Source organism: Sorangium sp. So ce363 (assembly GCF_051520435.1).
Taxonomy (GTDB): Bacteria; Myxococcota_A; Polyangia; order Polyangiales; family Polyangiaceae; genus Sorangium; species Sorangium cellulosum_B.
This window is the reverse complement of the sequence record NZ_CP150333.1, coordinates 9451130-9468504: the sequence shown is the minus strand read 5'-3', so window position 1 is coordinate 9468504 and position 17375 is coordinate 9451130. Positions and strand designations below refer to the sequence as shown.

General features: G+C 70.9%; 11 protein-coding genes. 7 read left to right on the top strand and 4 right to left on the bottom strand.

Annotated elements, in window-relative coordinates; translation table 11 throughout:
- Window positions 1-100 precede the first annotated feature (100 nt).
- Window positions 101-1138, bottom strand: coding sequence for a glycoside hydrolase family 16 protein (locus WMF12_RS35580; RefSeq protein WP_437852431.1), 1038 nt, complete (start codon window positions 1136-1138; stop codon window positions 101-103).
- 104 nt (window positions 1139-1242) lie between these two features.
- Between WMF12_RS35580 and WMF12_RS35575 the strand changes: the two genes are divergently transcribed.
- Window positions 1243-2031, top strand: coding sequence for a helix-turn-helix domain-containing protein (locus WMF12_RS35575; RefSeq protein WP_437852430.1), 789 nt, complete (start codon window positions 1243-1245; stop codon window positions 2029-2031).
- 334 nt (window positions 2032-2365) lie between these two features.
- Window positions 2366-7516 carry an AAA family ATPase gene (locus WMF12_RS35570; protein WP_437852429.1) on the top strand — a complete coding sequence of 1717 codons (5151 nt, stop codon included), beginning with the start codon at window positions 2366-2368 and terminating at the stop codon, window positions 7514-7516.
- A gap of 119 nt (window positions 7517-7635) precedes the next feature.
- Here the strand turns inward: WMF12_RS35570 and WMF12_RS35565 are convergent, their stop codons facing one another.
- The gene (locus tag WMF12_RS35565; protein WP_437852428.1) at window positions 7636-8730 is read right to left on the bottom strand and encodes a sigma 54-interacting transcriptional regulator; all 1095 of its coding nucleotides are present in this window, start codon (window positions 8728-8730) and stop codon (window positions 7636-7638) included.
- A 390-nt stretch (window positions 8731-9120) separates the two neighbouring features.
- On the opposite strand from WMF12_RS35565, the gene WMF12_RS35560 reads away from it, so the two are divergent.
- Together WMF12_RS35560 and WMF12_RS35555 are read left to right on the top strand one after the other, a co-directional pair.
- A complete protein-coding gene (locus WMF12_RS35560; protein ID WP_437852427.1) occupies window positions 9121-9450 on the top strand; it encodes a DUF2934 domain-containing protein in 330 nt (109 codons plus the stop codon).
- A 284-nt stretch (window positions 9451-9734) separates the two neighbouring features.
- On the top strand, window positions 9735-13610 hold the full coding sequence (locus WMF12_RS35555; protein WP_437852426.1) for a protein kinase domain-containing protein: 3876 nt from the start codon (window positions 9735-9737) through the stop codon (window positions 13608-13610).
- Between the two features lie 15 nt (window positions 13611-13625).
- Here WMF12_RS35555 and WMF12_RS35550 read toward each other — a convergent pair whose 3' ends face one another.
- Both WMF12_RS35550 and WMF12_RS35545 read right to left on the bottom strand, forming a co-directional pair.
- Complete coding sequence (locus WMF12_RS35550; protein ID WP_437852425.1) at window positions 13626-14423, bottom strand: hypothetical protein; 798 nt, start codon at window positions 14421-14423, stop codon at window positions 13626-13628.
- Between the two features lie 147 nt (window positions 14424-14570).
- Entirely contained in the window at window positions 14571-14804 is a 234-nt protein-coding gene (locus WMF12_RS35545) for a hypothetical protein (RefSeq protein ID WP_437852424.1), read from the bottom strand.
- A gap of 13 nt (window positions 14805-14817) precedes the next feature.
- On the opposite strand from WMF12_RS35545, the gene WMF12_RS35540 reads away from it, so the two are divergent.
- The 3 genes from WMF12_RS35540 (at window position 14818) to WMF12_RS35530 (ending at window position 17354) form a co-directional block, all read left to right on the top strand.
- Complete coding sequence (locus WMF12_RS35540) at window positions 14818-15642, top strand: pectate lyase family protein (protein WP_437852423.1); 825 nt, start codon at window positions 14818-14820, stop codon at window positions 15640-15642.
- A 248-nt stretch (window positions 15643-15890) separates the two neighbouring features.
- A complete protein-coding gene (locus tag WMF12_RS35535; protein ID WP_437852422.1) occupies window positions 15891-16328 on the top strand; it encodes a CBS domain-containing protein in 438 nt (145 codons plus the stop codon).
- A gap of 90 nt (window positions 16329-16418) precedes the next feature.
- On the top strand, window positions 16419-17354 hold the full coding sequence (locus WMF12_RS35530) for a hypothetical protein (RefSeq protein ID WP_437852421.1): 936 nt from the start codon (window positions 16419-16421) through the stop codon (window positions 17352-17354).
- The last annotated feature ends 21 nt before the right edge of the window (window positions 17355-17375 follow it).

Here is a 17375-nt window from a genome sequence, read left to right as displayed (position 1 = left end):
CCGTCGGGGCTTCGCCCCGCACCCAGGCGTTCGCTTCGCGCTTTGTCGGGCCGAACCGCGTGAGCTCACGCGCTCGGAGCGGCCTGGTCTCGCGACCCGATCAAGGCGTGTACCGATAGAGCTCGATCCAATCGTACGTCGCGCTCGCCCTGCCCGTCTCGGCCGTCACGGCCCCGGCCCAGGACGCGCTCGACGACGCCCAGATCGTCATGAGCACGTTCTGCGGCAGCACCATGAGGTCGATGCGCTCCGTCCACTCGTGTCGGAGCACGTCGTCGACTGAAAAGCGGGCGCCGGACGGCGTCCATTCGATCTGGTACGTGTGAAAGTCCTCGCTCGGATCGAAGCCGAGGTCCACCTTCTGCGGATGCTGAGTCGGACTGACGGATTGCGTCACCGGGGGCCGTACCGGAGCGCCAGTGTACACCATGGCGTTGAACTGCACGTCATTCGGCTCGGCCCCTAGGCACTCGATGTCGAGCTCGTTCCAGTTGTCCGCTGGCCAGGGGGTGTAGATCGTGACCAGGGACGAGATGACCGCCGAGCCTCGGGCCAGCTTGACGCGAGCGCGCACGCGCCCGTACGTGAGCGAGTCGACGGAGCGAACCTCGGCACCCAGGAAGGTCTTGGCGGCTCCGGAGCTGTCGGCGGTGCCCTGGGGGGCCGGCGTGAGCCGGAGCACCAGCTGGCCACGTTCGATGGTAGCGGCGGATTGCGAGAACAGCGCCAGATTCTCGGTCCAGGAATGTGTCATCAGCTGCCAGCGACCTGCGTCCAGCTGATCGAAATCGTCGCGGAAGAGCAGCGTGAAGGCCTCTTCGGCCGGGGGAGGGCCGCCCGCTGAGCCGCCGTTACCCGTGGCGCCTGCCGCTGCTGTGCCACCCGCCGTTCCGCCTGCGCCGCCTGCGCCGCCTGCGCCGCCCGCGCCGGCTCCGGCGCTGGAGGCGCCACCCGCAGCCCCAGTCCCCGCCATGGAGCTGCCCGTTTCGGCGCTGGAACCACCACCAGCACCCGCGCCGGTGCCGTCCCCGCCAGCCCCCGTCGCCGAGCCCGGGCGCTGGCTGGAGTCGTCACAGGCCAGCGCGGTGAATGCGGAGAACAGAAGCGAAGCGACCGTGCAGCGCGTCGAAGACATCATGGGCTCCACTTGGCGCACCGGGCGCAAGAGCGCTTCGCATTTTTTGCTTTCTGTCCGCGTCCCCGCTGCCGCACACTGACCTGGCCTTGAGCGCTCGGCCCGCGTTGTTCCAGCCCTTTCCGATGCTCGCCGGCCGGCGCGCCCAGGTCTTCCGTCACCAGCCGCAGTACCGTCGGCCCCGCCATTTCCACGAGGAGCCGGAGATCAACCTCGTCGCTCGCGGCACGGGCATCATGGGCATAGGGAAGCGCGTGGTGCCGCTCGTGGCGGGCACGCTGCTCTATTTCGCGCCGGGGCAAGATCACGCGCTCCTCGAGGAGAGCAGCGATTTCGTTCTGTACGTCGCGGCGCTCCGCCCCGAGCTGGCGGCTCGCGTCGCCGGGGCCGCGTCGAAGGTCGCGCTCGACGCTGTGCAGCTCACGCCGGCGGTGCTTGCCGAGGAGCTCGCGCTCCTCGGCGCGCTCGACCGAGCGCGCGACACCTCGGTCGTGGAGCATCGCCTCGCGGAGCTCTTCGAGCGGTCGCTGTCGAACGTGCCGCTCCCCCACGTGGTAAGCCGCCGCATCTTCGAGCTCTTGCGGCTCGATCCGAATCTCCCCGGGGCGGCCCTCGCGGCGCGCCTGCACACGGGCGAGAGCGGGATCAGCCGGCGTTTTCGCAAGGACGTGGGCGTGAACGTCGTCGAGTACCGCGCGCGGCTCAAGCTGATGCAGTTCGTCGCCGAGGTGGATCGCGGCGCGAGCTTCGCGCGCGCGGCGTACGCCGTCGGTTTCGGGAGTTATGCGCAATGCCACCGCGTCTTCACGCGTGCCCTCGGCTGCGCGCCCCAGGACTATTTCGGCGGCCAGCGGATGGTGCTGACCGAAATGACCGTGCCGATGCACGGATGGTAACCGTGATTGATATCCGGTGACCTGGCGGACTCCATCGCTCGCCAGGTAGGCGCCGGCAGGTTCTCCTGGAACGACGTGCGCCCGGTAGCTCGCACGCCCAGGGCGTCGAGCGTGCCGTCCTCGATCGCCTGAGGCGCGTTGAGCGTAGCGGCTCTCGGCCGAGGCAGCCTGGCGACGGCGCCTCGGGCCCGCGCGCGGCCGAGCCCGCCGGCTGACGCGAATCCGCGCCGGATCGTCCGCAACGCTGGCCATGATGCGGGGACGGGGAATGGTATACCTTATCGGGGAAGGGGCTCCTGCTGCCACTGCCGAGGCTGCCTCGCCCATCGCCTGCATGACGAGCCCGTCCCCTCCCTTTCCGTACACGATCTGCGAGACCATTCACGAGGGCCGCGGTACCGCCGTGTACCGCGCTGTTCGAAACGCCGACGGCCATCCGGTGGTCCTCAAGGTGCTCGACCCGAGGAGCTGCCGGCCGCAGGACCTCGCCCGGCTCAAGAGGGAGTACGAGACGGGCAAGATGCTCGACGTGGCAGCCGTCGTCAGGCCCCTCGCCCTCGAGATGTACGATGGAGCGCTCGCCCTCGTCATGGAAGACTCGGGCGCTGAGCCGCTCGATCGACTGCTCGGCGCGCCGATGGCGATCGGCAGGTTCCTCGAGCTCGCCGCCCGCATCGCGGATGCCGTCTCCGACATCCATCAGCGAGGCGTCGTTCACAGAGACCTCAAGCCCGCAAATATCCTGGTCATTCCCGCCACGGGCGAGGTGAAGATCGCCGATCTCGCGCTCGCCTCACGGCTCTCCCGCGAACAGCACGCCCTGGAGCCAGCGCGCCTCATCGAGGGGTCCCTCCCTTACATGTCGCCCGAGCAGACAGGGCGGATGAACCGTGGGGTCGACAGCCGCAGCGATCTGTACTCCCTGGGGGTCACGTTCTACCAGATGCTCACGGGGAAGCTCCCCTTCGACGCCCGCGACCCGCTCGAATGGATCCATTGTCACGTCGCCCGCGCGTTCGCGGCGCCGTCTAAGGTGGTCCCCGACGTGCCGGAGGTGGCCGAGCGCATCGTGATCAAGCTGCTCGCGAAGATGCCCGAGGAGCGCTACCAGACGGCCCGCGGCCTTGGCCATGATCTGAAACGGTGCTTCGACTCATGGCGCTGCGACGGCAACGTCGCGCCGTTCCCGCTGGGCGAGCAGGACGCGTCGGGCCGCCTGCGCATCCCGCAGAAGCTCTATGGGCGCGACGAGGCGATCGCGGTGCTGCTGCGCGCCTTCGAGCGCGTTGTCGACACCGGATCTCCACAGCTCGTGCTCCTCTCGGGCTACTCCGGCATCGGCAAGTCGACGCTGGTCCACGAGCTGGACAGGGCCGTCGCGGGCGAGCGGGGGTTCTCCGCCTCGGGAAAATTCGATCAGCACAAGCGCGAGATCCCTTACTCCACCATCGTGCAGGCCGTTCAGGAGATCGTGCTCGAGCTCCTCGCCGACAGCGAGAGGATCGCGGCCTGGAAGCAGCGGTTGCTCGAGGTCCTCACGGTCAACGCGCAGCTCATCGTGGACTTGATCCCGCAGCTCGAGCTGGTCATCGGCCCGCAGCCGCCGGCTCCCGAGCTGCCGCCGGTCGAGGCGCAGAACCGGTTCCGCACCGTCTTCCGGCACTTCATCGGCGTGTTCGCCCGGAAGGAGCACCCCCTCGTCCTCTTCCTCGACGATCTCCAGTGGGCCGACTCGGCGAGCCTCGCGCTCTTGCAGGATCTGGTGACGCACCTCGACATGGGCCATCTCCTCGTCATCGGCGCGTACCGCGACAACGAGGTGACCCCCTCGCACCCGCTCATGACGGCGCTGGACGACATGAGGAGGGAGGGCGCGCGCGTCCGGGAGTTCGTGCTCGGCCCGCTCTCCCGCGAGCACCTGTCCATGCTCGTCAGCGATATGCTTCAGTGCCGCCCCGAGGACGCCGCGCCGCTCTCGGCCTTGGTCCACGAGAAGACGGCCGGCAACCCCTTCTTTGCGATCCAGTTTCTCCTCGCCCTCCACGAAGAGCAGCTGATCGAGCTCGACCCGCACGCGGGCGCCTTCCGGTGGGACATGGCGAAGATCCGCGCCAAGGGCTTCACCGACAACGTGGTCGATCTGATGGTCGACAAGCTCGCGCGGCTCCCCGCTGGCACCCAGGAGGCGCTGAAGCAGCTCGCCTGCCTCGGGAGCGCCGCGGAGGTCGGCATCTTGACGATAGCGTGCGACCGCTCGGAAGAGGCGCTGCACGCGGAGGTCTGGCAGGCCATCCTCGCGGGGCTCGTCCTCTGCCACGAAGGCACCTACAAGTTCCTCCACGACCGCGTCCAGGAGGCGGCCTATTCGCTCATCCCGGAGGCCCGGCGGGCCGCTGTGCACCTCGAGATCGGCCGGCGCCTCGTGTCCCGTCTGCCCGGCGGGGCGGTCGAGGAGCGGGCTTTCGACGTCGCGACCCAGCTCAATCACGGCGCCCACCTCATCACCGATCCACGCGAGAGGGAGGCGCTCTGCCGGCTCAACCTCCTGGCAGGGATCAAGGCGAAGGCCTCGGTCGCCTACGCCTCCGCGCGCAGCTACCTGGCGCAGGCGACGTCCCTCTTGCCGCAGGACGCCTGGAGCGCGCGGTACGAGGACACGTTCAGGCTCCACCTGGAGCTCGCCGAATGCGAGTCCATCGCCGGCAATTTCCAGCCGGCCGACGAGCTGTTCGATCTGATCCTCCAGAACGCCCGCTCCAGGCCCGACCGGGTCAGGGCCCACCGGCTGCGCATGCGGCTCTACCAGATCGCTGGACGGCACCGCGACGCCATGACGGTCATGATCGAGGCCCTGCGGCTCTACGGGGCGACGCTCCCGGAGGCCGACGAGGAGATCCACGCCGCCGTGGAGGCCGAGATCCGGCAGGTCCCGATCGCCTTGCGCGGCCGTCGCGTCGCCGATCTCGTCGACGCGCCCGTGGCGACCGACGAAGACGTGCGGGCGTTCATCAGCCTGGTCGCCGAGTCGGCCCCCCTCATGTTCTCCGTGCGACCGGCGCTCTGGCCGCTGCTCACCGCCAAGGGGGTGAACGCGTCCCTGCAGCACGGACACGCCGAGGAGTCCTCGTTCGTTTATAGCTGTTACGCCGCGGTCATGGTGTCCATCCTCGGCGACGTCCCCTGCGCGTTCGAGTTCTCCGAGATGGCGCTCAGGCTCAACGAGAAATTCAAGAGCGTCACGGCCATGCTGAAGGGGAGGCTGCTCTTCCACCACGCGGGCGTCATCAGCATCTGGCACAGGCACTACGCGACGAGCATCCCGCTCATGGACAAGGCATTCCTCGATTGCCTCGACGTCGGAGACTTCATCTTCGCCGGCTACTTGACGTACAACATGGTGTGGGTCGTCTTCGAGAACGGCGATCCGCTCGACCGCGTCATCGAGGTCGCGCGGAAATACACCGCCTTCGCCCGGCAGACCCACAACGACGTGGTGTACCACGTGGTCCGGCTCGAAGAGCAGCTCGCGGCGAGCCTGAAGGGAGCGACGCGGGGGCCCACGAGCTTCGACGGCGGCGACTTCGACGAGGCGAGCTCCCTCGCGATCCTCCAGAAGGCGGGCTTCGGCCTTGGAATCGCGATGTTTCATATCATGAAGCAGGTCGCCGCGTTCACGCACGAGCGTCACGCCGAAGCGCTGGAGTCCGCGGCCGCCGCCGCGCTGATGCAGGGGCAGGCGGCGTCTCTGGCCATGGAAGCGACGCACCACTTCTACCACGCGCTCACGGTGACGGCCCTCCACGCCGAGGCGCCGGCCGAGCAGCGGCAGCGGTTCGCTCAGGCGCTCGAGGCGCCGCTCCAGAAGCTGAGGCGCTGGGCCGAAAGCTGCCCCGAGAACTTCCGGAGCCGCTACGCCCTGGTGTCCGCCGAGGTCGCCCGCATCGAGGGCCGGGACCTCGACGCGATGCGCCTCTATGAAGAGGCCATCCGCGCGGCGCGCGAGAGCGGCTTCGTCCACATCGAAGCGCTCGCCTACGAGCTCGCGTCTCGGTTCTATCGAGCGCGAGGGTTCGAGCGCTTCTCCGATACGTACCTGCGCGAGGCCCGCTCGTGCTACGTGCGCTGGGGGGCCGACGGCAAGGTGAAGCAGCTCGAGCAGCGCCATTCGCAGCTCCTCGAGCGGCGGCCGCTCGAGCCGACCGCCACCTTCGCGGCCCGCACGGAGCTGCTCGACGTGCTCGCGGTCGTCAAGGCGTCGCAGACGATCTCGGGCGAGATCCTCTTCGAGAAGCTCCTGCGAACCCTGCTCGAGTTCGTCCTCGAGCAGGGAGGTGCCCAGAAGGGCTGCCTCATCCTGGTGCGGGACGGCGGCCTGACGATCGAGGCGGAGGCCGCGATCGAGGAGCGACAGGGGACCGTGACCAGGGTTCTCCAGTCGTTGCCGGTGTCGTCCTCTCCGCTCCTCCCTGCCTCGCTCCTCCACTACGTGCGGCTCACCAAGGAGCGCGTGCTCCTCGATGACGCCGCCGCGAAGGCGGGCAGGTTCTCGGGGGACGAGTACATCGTCCGGCACAATCCGAGGTCGGTCCTCTGCGTTCCCATCTTGCGGCAGGCCGAGGTGCTCGGCCTGCTGTACCTCGAGAACAACGTCACCACGCACGCGTTCACGCCCGAGCGGCTCCTCGCCCTCGAGCTGCTCGCCACGCAAGCGGCCATCTCCCTCGAGAACGCGCTCTTGCTCGCCAGGGAGCGCGAGGCGCGGGCGGCGGCGGAGGCCGCGGAGCGGCGCACGGCGTTCCTCGCCCACGAGCTGAAGACGCCGCTGACAGGCCTCCATCTGAAGCTCGACGCGCTCGCGCGATCGATCAAGCAGCGAGAGACGGTCTCCTCGTCCTGGCTCTCGTCGTCCCTCACGTCGTTCAAGCGCCAGCTCGGCCGGCTCAACCTGCTGATCGACAGCCTGCTCGACCTCTCGCGCGTCCAGAAGGGGCGGCTCGCCTTGACGCGTGAGCCGGTGGACCTGGCGGCCCTCGTGCGGGACGTCGTCGGGCGGCTGAGCGAGCAGGCCGAGCTGGCTGGGTGTGCGCTCCACGTGCAGGCGGAGCGCGCCGTCGTGGGCCAGTGGGATCGGCTGCGGCTCGAGCAGGTCGCGACGAACCTGCTCACGAACGCCATGAAGTACGGCGCCGGAAAGCCGGTGCGGATCGTCACCGACGGGGACGGGGCCGTCGCTCGCCTCTCGGTCTCCGATCAGGGCATCGGGATCTCCGAGGCCGACCAGCGGCGCGTGTTCGAGGCGTTCGAGCGCGCGACGGGGCTTCATCAAGCGCAGAGCCTCGGGCTCGGGCTGTACCTCGTTCGGGAGATCGTGCGAGCGCACGGCGGGCGCGTGGATCTGCGCAGTCAGCTGGGCTCAGGGACCATGTTCCTCGTCGAGCTGCCCGTCGAGCCGGAGGGAGAGCTCGGCCTCGCGCAGCCATCCTGAGGAGAGGGGCGCGCGGGCCGCCTGGTGCCGACTGGGCCTCTCGTGTCGCGAGGGCACGCCAGCTGGCGTCGTGTGAGCGTTCACCAGGTCGCGCCACGCGGGATCCCTGACGCGCGGCCCTAGCGATCGCTCAGCGGCTCCTTGTCGCGCGCGTCCGCGGCGAGGTACTGGCGCAGGTGCCGGCGGAGGGAGACCCGCGTGATCCCGAGCGCGCTCGCCGTGCGGGTCACGTTGCCGTTCTGGGCCGCGTAGACCGCGAGGATGTGGCGGCGCACGGCCTCCCCGAGCGACGCGCTGCCGCGCGCGGGCGGCGATGGCCGCAGCGCGCCCGGCGGGCCCGAGCGCGGCGGCGCCGGCGGACGCTTGGCCGCGCCGATCTCCGGCGGCAGGTGCTCCAGATCGAGCGGCGCGCCGTGGGCCCGGAGGAACGCGCGCTCGACGACGCCCCGGAGCTCGCGGACGTTCCCCGGCCAGGGGTACGCCTCGAGCTGCGCGAGCGCGCGCGGGGTGACCCCGGCGCTCGCGAGCCCCGTCGCGCCGCTCTGGCGCTGGAGAAAGTGCTCGACCAGCCTGCGCACGTCGCCGTCGCGCTCGCGCAGCGGGGGGAGCGAGAGCGCGAGCCCGCCGACGCGCCGGTGGAGCGCCTCGTGGAACGACCGCCCGAGGACGCGCGCGGCGAGATCCTGGCTCGTCGCGGCGATGACCCGCACGTCCGCGACCAGCGCCTCCCCGCCGCCGATCCGGCAGAGCGGCTCCCCGTCGAGCACGGCCAGGAGCCGCGGCTGGAGCTCGAGCGGGAGCGCGCCGATCTCGTCGAGGAACAGCGTGCCCCCCCGCGCCAGCTCGAGCAGCCCGGGGCGCGCCGCGGGCCGCCCGTCCGCCCCGGCCGCCAGGCCGAAGAGCTCCTCCCGGAGGCGCTCGGCCGGCAGCCGCGCCGCGCTCACCGCAACGAAGGGGCCGCCCGCGCGCGGGCTCGCCGCGTGAAGGCGCCGCGCGCAGAGCTCCTTGCCCGTGCCAGGCTCGCCCGTGATGAGCAGCGGCGCGCGCTCGTGCTCCGCCAGCCGGCGCAGCTGCTCCATCGCGCCCGCCCAGCGCTCCGAGGCGCCGATGAGCCGCACCTCGCTCTCGTCCTCGACCCAGACGACGCGCGTCATCCCGCCGCCGGACGAGCAGAGGTGTTCCGTGCGCCGGGAAGGGGCCGCGCTTTCTTCCACATCGCATCTCCTCGATTCATGGGCAGACGGCGAGCGACGCGCCTGCCGTTTTCTGGATTACCGAGCTGTCCTCGGCGCAGGCGGCGACCAGGGATGGGCCGCCGTGAGCGAAAACGGGAACGACGGTGGGAACGACAGATGGACGATAGACGGACGACGGCGGATGAACGTCGGTCACGAGGTGGCGACGAACAACGAGGGATGGTGGCTGACACATGCCGGGTGATCTCACCCGGTCAGCGACATCGACTCTACCGCGAATCACGGTCTCTTGGAAGGGAGATCCCGACCGGCGGCGGGGGGGGCGCCGAGAAACTACGTGCTCAAAATTTGTGCGTACGCGCGGACCTGGGTTAGTCGACCCGTGTACCCGAAAGGAGAGACGACGAGATGAGCTCGAAGCGCAAGACCCCGGCCCGCACGAAGACCACCCGGGCCACGAGCCCGGTCGCCTCGGCGCAGCCCGAGAGCGCGGTCTCTGCCCCCGCCGCCGTCGAGATGCCCTCTGCGGCCGTGGAGCGCGCCGCCGAGCGCGCGAGCGCCGGTGCCCCGAAGGCCGCGCCTCCGCGCCCGTGGCTGTCGCGCGAGGAGCGCCACGGCCTGATCGCCAAGGTGGCCTATGGATATGCCGAGAGGGCCGGCTTCCGGAACAACCCCGTTGAAGACTGGCTGAACGCCGAGCGCGAGGTCGACGCGCGGCTCGAGCGCCTCGCCAGCTGAGGTCTCCGCCGCGGCGGCGCAGGCGGCGCGAGGCCGCGCGTACGCCCATGCGCGCCCGACAGGCGCGCTGGCGTGGACGTGAGCGGCCCCGGCGAGGGCGGGCCGCGGTCGCGCTCCCGCCGCTCCCGCCGGCCCGGCGGCTGCGCCCGCGGGCCTTCGAGGCTCGTCGCCGCGCCGCGAGATGAGTATCCTCGCGCTCCGCGTGGGCGGTGGGCCCACGGTTCGCGGTCCACGCGCGCCCCGGCCGCCTGGACCGCGGAGGTCTGCACACCGATACTTGCGCCATGCATTCAGGTCACGTCCTCGCCAACCGCTTCCAGCTGGAACGCCTCGCGGGCTCCGGCGGGATGGGCGCGGTGTGGCGGGCGCTCGACCGGCAGAGCGGCCACGTGGTCGCGCTCAAGGTGATCTTCAACCAGGGCAGGGAGCACGTCGTGCGCTTCCAGCGGGAGGCGCGCCTGCTCGCCGAGCTCGAGCACCCCGTCGTCGCCCGCTACATCGACCACGGCGTCACGGCGGACGGCCTCTACTACCTCGCCATGGAGTGGCTCGAGGGCGAGGACCTCGGCGCGCGGCTGTCGCGCGGGCCGCTCGGGATCGAGCACAGCCTGATGCTCGTCGGCCGCGTCGCCGAGGCGCTCGCCGCCGTCCACGCGCGCGGCATCGTGCACCGCGACCTCAAGCCGACCAACGTGTTCCTGCCCGGCGGCGACATCGGGAGCGCGAAGCTCATCGACTTCGGCATCGCGCGCCAGGCCGACGCGACGTACGAGCTCACCCTCACCGGCTCGGCGATCGGCACGCCGGCCTACATGGCGCCGGAGCGCGTCCGCGGCGACGTCGACGTCGACGCGCGCGCCGACCTCTACTCGATCGGGTGTCTGCTGTTCGAGTGCCTCACCGGGCGGGCGCCGTTCGTCGCCCAGCACCCGCTGTCCGTCCTCGCCAAGGTGCTCTTCGAGGCCGCGCCGCGCCCGAGCACCTTCTGCCCGAACATCCCGCCGTCGCTCGATCTGCTCGTGGCCCGGCTGCTCGCGAAGAACCCCGCGGAGCGCCCCGCGGACGCGGGCGAGGTCGCCGCCGAGCTCCGGATGCTGAGCGTCGTGGAGGGCAACATGTCCACGGGCAACGGCCTGCCGACGCCCGCGCTGACGAAGAGCGAGCGCCGGCTCGTCAGCGTCGTCCTCGCCGCCGAGATGAGCGCCGGCAGGCGCGGCCCCCCGTCGGCCCGCCCGCAGGCGATCGCGGGCCCCGAGCGGGCGAGCGACACGATGCTGTCGGGGCACCACGCGACCGTCGTCTCCGGCAGCAAGGACGCGCTGCCCGAGGGCCTGCTCGCGCCGGCGCCGCAGGTCAGGCCCCGGCCCGCCCCGCCGCCGACCACGCCGTTCCACGAGGTCCGGCAGGCCGCGCAGGCGCACGGCGCGGTCCTGGAGGTGCTCGCCGACGGCTCGGTCGCCGCGGTCGTCGCCGGCGCGGGCTCGCCGACCGACCTCGCCGGCAAGGCCGCCCGCTGCGCGCTCTCGATCCACGCGCTCCTGCCCGGGGCGTGGGTGGCGCTGGCGACGGGCTGGGACGTCATCGCCGGGACACAGGCGGTGGGGCAGGTCATCGACCGCGCGGGCGCGCTGCTCGACGCGCGGGTCCGCCACGCCGCCGAGGATCCGTCCTCGGGCCGGCCGGTGCTCATCGATCAGATGACGGCCGCGCTGCTCGGCGATCGCTTCGAGATCGCGGCGGGCAGCCAGGGCCCCACGCTGCTCGGCGCGCGCGAGCCGCAGGACGGCGGGCGCAAGGTGCTCGGGAAGCTCACGACCTGCGTGGGGCGCGAGCGGGAGCTCCGGGCGCTGGAGGACGTGCTCGACGAGTGCGCGACCGAGGGGGTGGCGCGCGTGGTGCTGGTCACGGCGGGGGCGGGCGTCGGCAAGTCGCGCCTCGCGCACGAGCTGCTCCGGCGGGTCGAGGCGCGCAGCGAGCCGGTCACGGTGTGGCGCGCGCACGGCGATCCGATGTGCGGCGGGGCGCCGCTCGGGCTGCTCGCGCAGACGGTGCGGCGCGCGGCGGGCCTGCTCGACGACGAGCCCGCCGAGGCGCGGCGGGAGAAGCTGGCGGCGCGCGTCGCGCGGCACGTCGGCGAGGCCGCGCGGGAGCGGGTGACGGAGCTGCTGGGCGAGCTGGTCGGGACGCCGTTCCCGGAGAGCCCGGCGCTGCGCGCGGCGCGGCAGGACCGCGCGGTGATGGAGGAGCAGGCGCGGCGGGCGTGGCTCGATTTCCTGCGGGCCGAGTGCGACGCGCGGCCGGTGCTGATCGTGCTGGACGACCTGCACTTCTGCGATCGCGCCACGGTGGACACGCTCGACGCGGCGCTCCGGTTCCTGCGGCACCAGCCGCTCATGGTGCTGGCGCTGGCGCGCCCCGGGGTGCGCGAGGCGTTCCCGGGCCTGTGGGAGGATCGCGAGGCGACGGAGATGCGGCTCGGGGAGCTGTCGCGCCGCGCGTGCGAGCGGATCGTGCGGGAGGTCCTCGGCGACGCGCCGCCGGAGGCCGAGCTCGCGGCGCTCGTCGACCGGTCGGCGGGGAACGCGTTCTTCCTCGAGGAGCTCGTGCGCGCGACGGCGGACAGGCGGGCGGGGGAGGTGCCGGAGACGGTGCTCGCGATGATGCAGTCGCGGATCGCGGCGCTCGAGCCCGAGGCGCGCCGGGTGCTCCGGGCCGGGGCGGTGATGGGCGAGGTGTTCTGGCGGGGCGGTCTGGAGGCGATGCTCGGCGGGGGCGGGCAGGTGCCGCAGCTCGAGTCGTGGCTCTTGACGCTCGAGAAGCGGGAGCTCCTCGAGCCGCGGCCGGAGTCGATGTTCCGCGGGGAGCCGGAGTTCGCGTTCCGTCACGCGCTCGTGCGGGACGCGGCGTACGAGATGCTGACGGACGCGGATCGGGCGCTCGGCCACTGGCTCGCGGCCGAGTGGCTGGAGCGCGTGGGCGGGGACGATCCGGCGGTGCTCGCGCTTGTCGACTGCCACCTCGGCCGCGCTGTGGACGGGGCGCTCTCGCTCGGGAACGCGGACGGCGCGGCGGGGCACCTGGCGCGCGCCGCGGGGGTCCGGGTGCGCCGCGGCGAGTTCGACGCGGCGATCGCGGCGATGACGCGGGCGTTCGAGCTCTCGGACGTCGCGCGGCGCGATCCCGACGAGCTCGCCCGGTGGGTGGAGATCCTCTCGAAGGCGGTCGGCCACGCGCGCCGCGCGCCGTCGCTGCCGGCGGCGTCGGACCGCCTCCTTGCGCGCGTCGATGCGGTCGGCTCGCTGGAGCTCCGGGGGAAGCTGCGCATCGAGCTCGCGCGCGCGCTCGGGGCGACCAACCTGTTCCGGCTGTCGCACGACCTGCTCGACGATGTGGTCGAGATGGCGGTAGGGCGCCGCGAGCTCCTGCAGGAGGCGCTGACGGTCGACGTGGAGGTCTCGTGCCTTCAGGGGCAGTTCGCGCGCGCGCGGCGGGCCGCGCTCGACCTCGCCGCGCTCGGGCCGACGGACGATCCGCGGGCGCTCCAGTCGGTCGCGCTGGCGCGGGCGACCTCGGGGGATCGGCCCGGGGCGCTGGAGGCGCTGTCGCGCTGGGAGGCGGCCGCCCCGGGCGATCGGGTCGCGGAGGCGGTGCGGGCGAAGCTGGTCGTGACGATCGAGCTCTACGCGGGGGATTTCCGGGCCGCGGCGGCGGCGTGCGAGCGCGCGATCGCGCTGGACCGGGCGCTCGGGCTGGGGTTTGACGCAGTTGTGAACCTTCACAACCTGGCGTACGCGTGCGTGCGGCTGGGCGAGCACGAGCGGGCGCGGTCGCTCTTCGCGGAGTCGCTGGAGCGGGCGGACGAGGCGGGGTACGACCGGGTGGCCGCCTCGAACCGGATGTACCTCGCGTACCTGGACGGGGTGGCTGGGGCGGGGGACGCGCGGGAGCGGCTGCAGGCGCTCATCGCGCGGGCGGAGGAGCAGGGCTACTGGCACGACGTGCTGCAGGGCCGCTGGGCGGCGGCGATGCTGCTGAAGAACGCGCGCAATGACGCGCTGGCGCGGCGGGAGTTCGAAGACCTCTTGGAGCTGTCGGTGCGGCTCGGGGATCCGCTGCTGGAGAAGGACGCGCGCGCCTGGCTCGACCGCGTGGAGCGGTGAGGGGCGGGGGAGCGTCTAGCCGCCGCTACCGCCGCACGCAGAGCCGGTGGCGACCCACTGCCCCTGTACGCAGCCATAGAACTGGTAGTCTGCGCCGCAAACGCTCTGGCCGCACGAAGCGGACACGGGGTTGCCGAGGTAATCGGTGCCGCCCGTACACTGGCACGAACCTCCGCACGCGCCGCCGGTGGCGATCCACTGCCCCTGTACGCAGTCATAGCTCTGGTAGTCTGCGCCGCAGACGCTCTGGCCGCACGAGGCGGACACGGGGTTGCCGAGGTGGTCGGTGCCGCCCGTGCATTCACATGGGCTCGGGCACGCGAGCTCCGTCGGACACTGCGGCGGCCATGTCCCCGTCTGCTGGCGGTAATAGCAAGCCTCGCGCGGCGTGACATACGTCAAGTGCGCGTCGATGTCTTCGATGGATGTCACGAAGCACAGAGCGCCGTGGTTGTCGAGGTGGCCGTTCATCAAGCAATCCATGTATTGCTTGTTCTTGCATAGGCTGTATACGGTGTTGGGCAGGTTCAATCTGTTGCAGTTTCGGCAAACATCGAGGTCTGGTTTGTACCCGAAGCACGCATAGTCTCCAGTGGGCTCGCGGTGCATGTCCCAGTCGATGCTCTGGCAGCTGTCCCGATCGACGGGCTCGTTGCAGTTGCCGAACAGTGGATCCGCATATTCATCGCATTCCTCCTCCGTGAGCGCGTCCGCCGACGCGGACACAGGCTCGCGGAGACTGACATCCTCGGCGGTGGTGCAGCCCGCGGCGAGGAGGAGCGTCGCGACGATTCCCGGAAGCGGATTTCTCATTCTCATTCCTTTGGGTGACGTTCAGGCGTTGGACGTCGCGCGCCAGGCTAACAGGTCTGGTGTGACGAACAAGTTGATGAAAAATGGCAGGGCTGCTTCATGAGTTGCCCTCGGTGCCTGGGTCGTGCGAGACAGGCCGAACCTCGGTCAGTCGCCGATCCCCGGGAGGCCCTGGTCGCTACCCAGGGCCTTTCCTTTTCCGGTTCCGGTTCCGGTTCCGGCGTGCCGCTCGGGCGCGATCGCTACCGCTGCGCCCCGCGCCCCGCCTGCGAGCGGCGGCAAGGCGGCGGCGAGCCCCGGCGCCCCCTGGTCGCGGAGGCCGAGCTCGGCGAGCGTCGCTGGCGGCACGACCGGCGGCGGCACGGATCTGAGCTCGGCCATCACGGTGGACTCGATGAGAGAGCTCCAGGACGCGGCGAAGGGCTCGACCCCGGCGATCATCCTCGTGAAGCCCGGGAACTACAGCGGGACGCTCGCGCCGGGCGCCAACAAGACGATCATCGGCATCGGGCCCGGGGTGACGATCACGGGCAACATCCGGATGAGCGGCGACGACGTGCACAACATCATCATCCGCAACCTCGCCGTGCGGGGCGCGCGTTGCGCCAGCTACGACGAGTGCAAGGCCGGCGCAGACGCCGTCTACACGGGGAACGGCGCCCACCACGTCTGGCTGGACCATCTGGATATCTCCGACGGCCAGGACGGCAACTGCGACATCACCCAGGGAGCCGACTACGTCACCGTCTCCTGGGCGCGCTTCTACTATACGTACGACAAGGAGCACCGCTTCTCGAACCTGATCGCCGGCAGCGACGACGAGCCGGCGAGCCAGGGCAAGCTGCGCATCACGTACATGAACAGCCACTGGGGCGAGCGCGTCGATTCACGTCAGCCCCGCGGGCGGTACGGCAATGTCCACATGCTCAACAACTATCACAACACCGCTGGCGGCCAGATCCACGGCGTGGGCAAGGACATGGCGCTCATCGCCGAGAACTGCGCCTACGATGAGAACAGGTCGATCTGGACGGACATGGGCAGTCCAAGAGGTTGGAAGGGGATCGGCAACCAGGGGACTGGCGACGACTTGAACGACTCGAGGGGCACCGTCTTCGAGATCCCCTACCGCTACACGGCGATGCCGGCGTCCCAGGTCGTCGCGGCGGTCACCTCCAAAGAGTGCGGAGCCGGCAACACCTGCACGCTTGCTTACTGAGAGCTCCCCCCGGCTGGCAGCCCGGAGAGGGCCTCATCGATTCGTCGAAAAGAGCGATGCCCTCGGTCTGAAATATCCATGCAACAAAGGGCGGCCGCCTCGGCCCGGCCGCACTCTCCACGCGGGGCGAGCTCGGCCGTGAAGCGCGGGGAGGCAGGCGTCCAGGTGAAAAGCAGCCAAAATAATTGCGCATGAGCACGCTGCACGCGCGATTTTTTTGTCATGATTCCCTCAGGAAGGGGATGACCATGGATAGCATTGGCGAAATCCTCAACAGGAAGGGTCGGAACGTCTACACCATCTCGCCGGATGCAACCGTCTTCGAGGCTGTGCAGTCGATGTGCGTGCGGCGCGTGGGCGCGCTGCTCGTGAGCATCGACGGGTCCCCGAGCGGGATCATCAGCGAGCGGGACGTGATGACGCGGGTGATCCTGGCCCGGCGCGATCCGGCGGACACGCCCGTCGCGGAGGTGATGACCTGCGGGGTCGTCTGCGTCGAGCCGAGCACGTCGGCGCGGCAGGCCATGGCGGTCATGACCGAGCGACGCTGCCGTCACCTGCCCGTGGTCCAGGACGGGCGGGTGGTCGGGATGATCTCGATCGGCGACCTCGTGCACTGGGTGAGCCGCGAGCAAGAGGCCGAGATCAAGATGCTGACCGAGTACGTGCAGGGGGTCTACAGCTGAGCGCCCGGCAAGCGGCTGCCTCTCCTCCGGGCTGCCTGTGCCATCGTCCCGCTGGATGGCCCCGGACGGAAAAAAAGATACGCTGTCCGCATGCGCCAGCTTGCTTCGTCCCTCGCCGCCCTCTCGCTCCTCCTCTCGTTCACCCCGCCAGCGCTCGCCGAGGAAACCGTCACGGAAGCGCAGTGGGCGAAGTCCTACGGCTTCCGTCTCGGCGTGGAGGCGGACGTGCTCACCAGCACCATCGAGGCGAACCTCCCCGACTGGGAAACCGTGAGCAGCGACGGGACGAGCGGCGCGTGGGAGGGGAACTCCTTCGTGGCGTCCTTCGCGGCGGTCGCCCAGATCAGGCTGATCGGGGGGCTCCATCTCGACGCCGAGCTGCCGTTTGCGTACGGGAGCAGCAAGGCGAGCGAGCCCGGCGCGGGGGAGCACGACGCGGCGACCGTCGCGCCGGAGCTCGAGGGGTTCTTCTTCGGCAATCCCTCGATAGGACTTCACTACGCCGGGAACATTTCTCCCATGCTGATGCTCGTCGGCGGGCTCTCGGCCTCCATCCCCATCACGCAGGATCCGTCCGACGACACGAAGGCGGCCGCCGCGGCGGCGCTGGCCGTGCGGGGGTACTTCGACACGCAGCGAGCGCTCCTGGAGCACGTCCCGCTGCGGGCCCGCGGCGGCATCGAGCTGCGTCCGATCGAGGCGCTCTATGTGCGGAGCGATCTCGTGGCGATGTTCGCCATCCCCACGGGCGGAGGCGACACGGAGTTCTTCATCGAGCAGAGCAACGAGGCGGAGCTGCGCAGCGTGGGCGGGTTCGGGGTCGGCGCGCGGCTCCAGGCCGCGTTCCCGCTCACACAGACCGACAAGATGCAGCTCGCGGCCGAGCCCTTCGTCGGGGTGGAGCCACCCGCGTCGGGCCTGTACTTTCGGGCCGGGCTGCTCGTGGCGCTGGACGAGCCGCTCGGGTTCGGCCTAGAGCAGGGCAAGCTCGCGACGCTCCGTGTCGCGGTGGGAGCCAGATTCTGAGCTGGCTTCGGCCGTGCGGCG

What these genes read in the sequence shown, in the direction of transcription:
- WMF12_RS35580 (WP_437852431.1), bottom strand. Translation starts at nt 1,138, where the DNA reads ATGATGTCTTCGACGCGCTGCACGGTCGCTTCGCTTCTGTTCTCCGCA.
- WMF12_RS35530 (WP_437852421.1), top strand. Translation starts at nt 16,419, where the DNA reads ATGCGCCAGCTTGCTTCGTCCCTCGCCGCCCTCTCGCTCCTCCTCTCG.
- WMF12_RS35540 (WP_437852423.1), top strand. Translation starts at nt 14,818, where the DNA reads ATGAGAGAGCTCCAGGACGCGGCGAAGGGCTCGACCCCGGCGATCATC.
- WMF12_RS35560 (WP_437852427.1), top strand. Translation starts at nt 9,121, where the DNA reads ATGAGCTCGAAGCGCAAGACCCCGGCCCGCACGAAGACCACCCGGGCC.
- WMF12_RS35550 (WP_437852425.1), bottom strand. Translation starts at nt 14,423, where the DNA reads ATGAGAAATCCGCTTCCGGGAATCGTCGCGACGCTCCTCCTCGCCGCG.
- WMF12_RS35545 (WP_437852424.1), bottom strand. Translation starts at nt 14,804, where the DNA reads ATGGCCGAGCTCAGATCCGTGCCGCCGCCGGTCGTGCCGCCAGCGACG.
- WMF12_RS35555 (WP_437852426.1), top strand. Translation starts at nt 9,735, where the DNA reads ATGCATTCAGGTCACGTCCTCGCCAACCGCTTCCAGCTGGAACGCCTC.
- WMF12_RS35535 (WP_437852422.1), top strand. Translation starts at nt 15,891, where the DNA reads ATGGATAGCATTGGCGAAATCCTCAACAGGAAGGGTCGGAACGTCTAC.
- WMF12_RS35570 (WP_437852429.1), top strand. Translation starts at nt 2,366, where the DNA reads ATGACGAGCCCGTCCCCTCCCTTTCCGTACACGATCTGCGAGACCATT.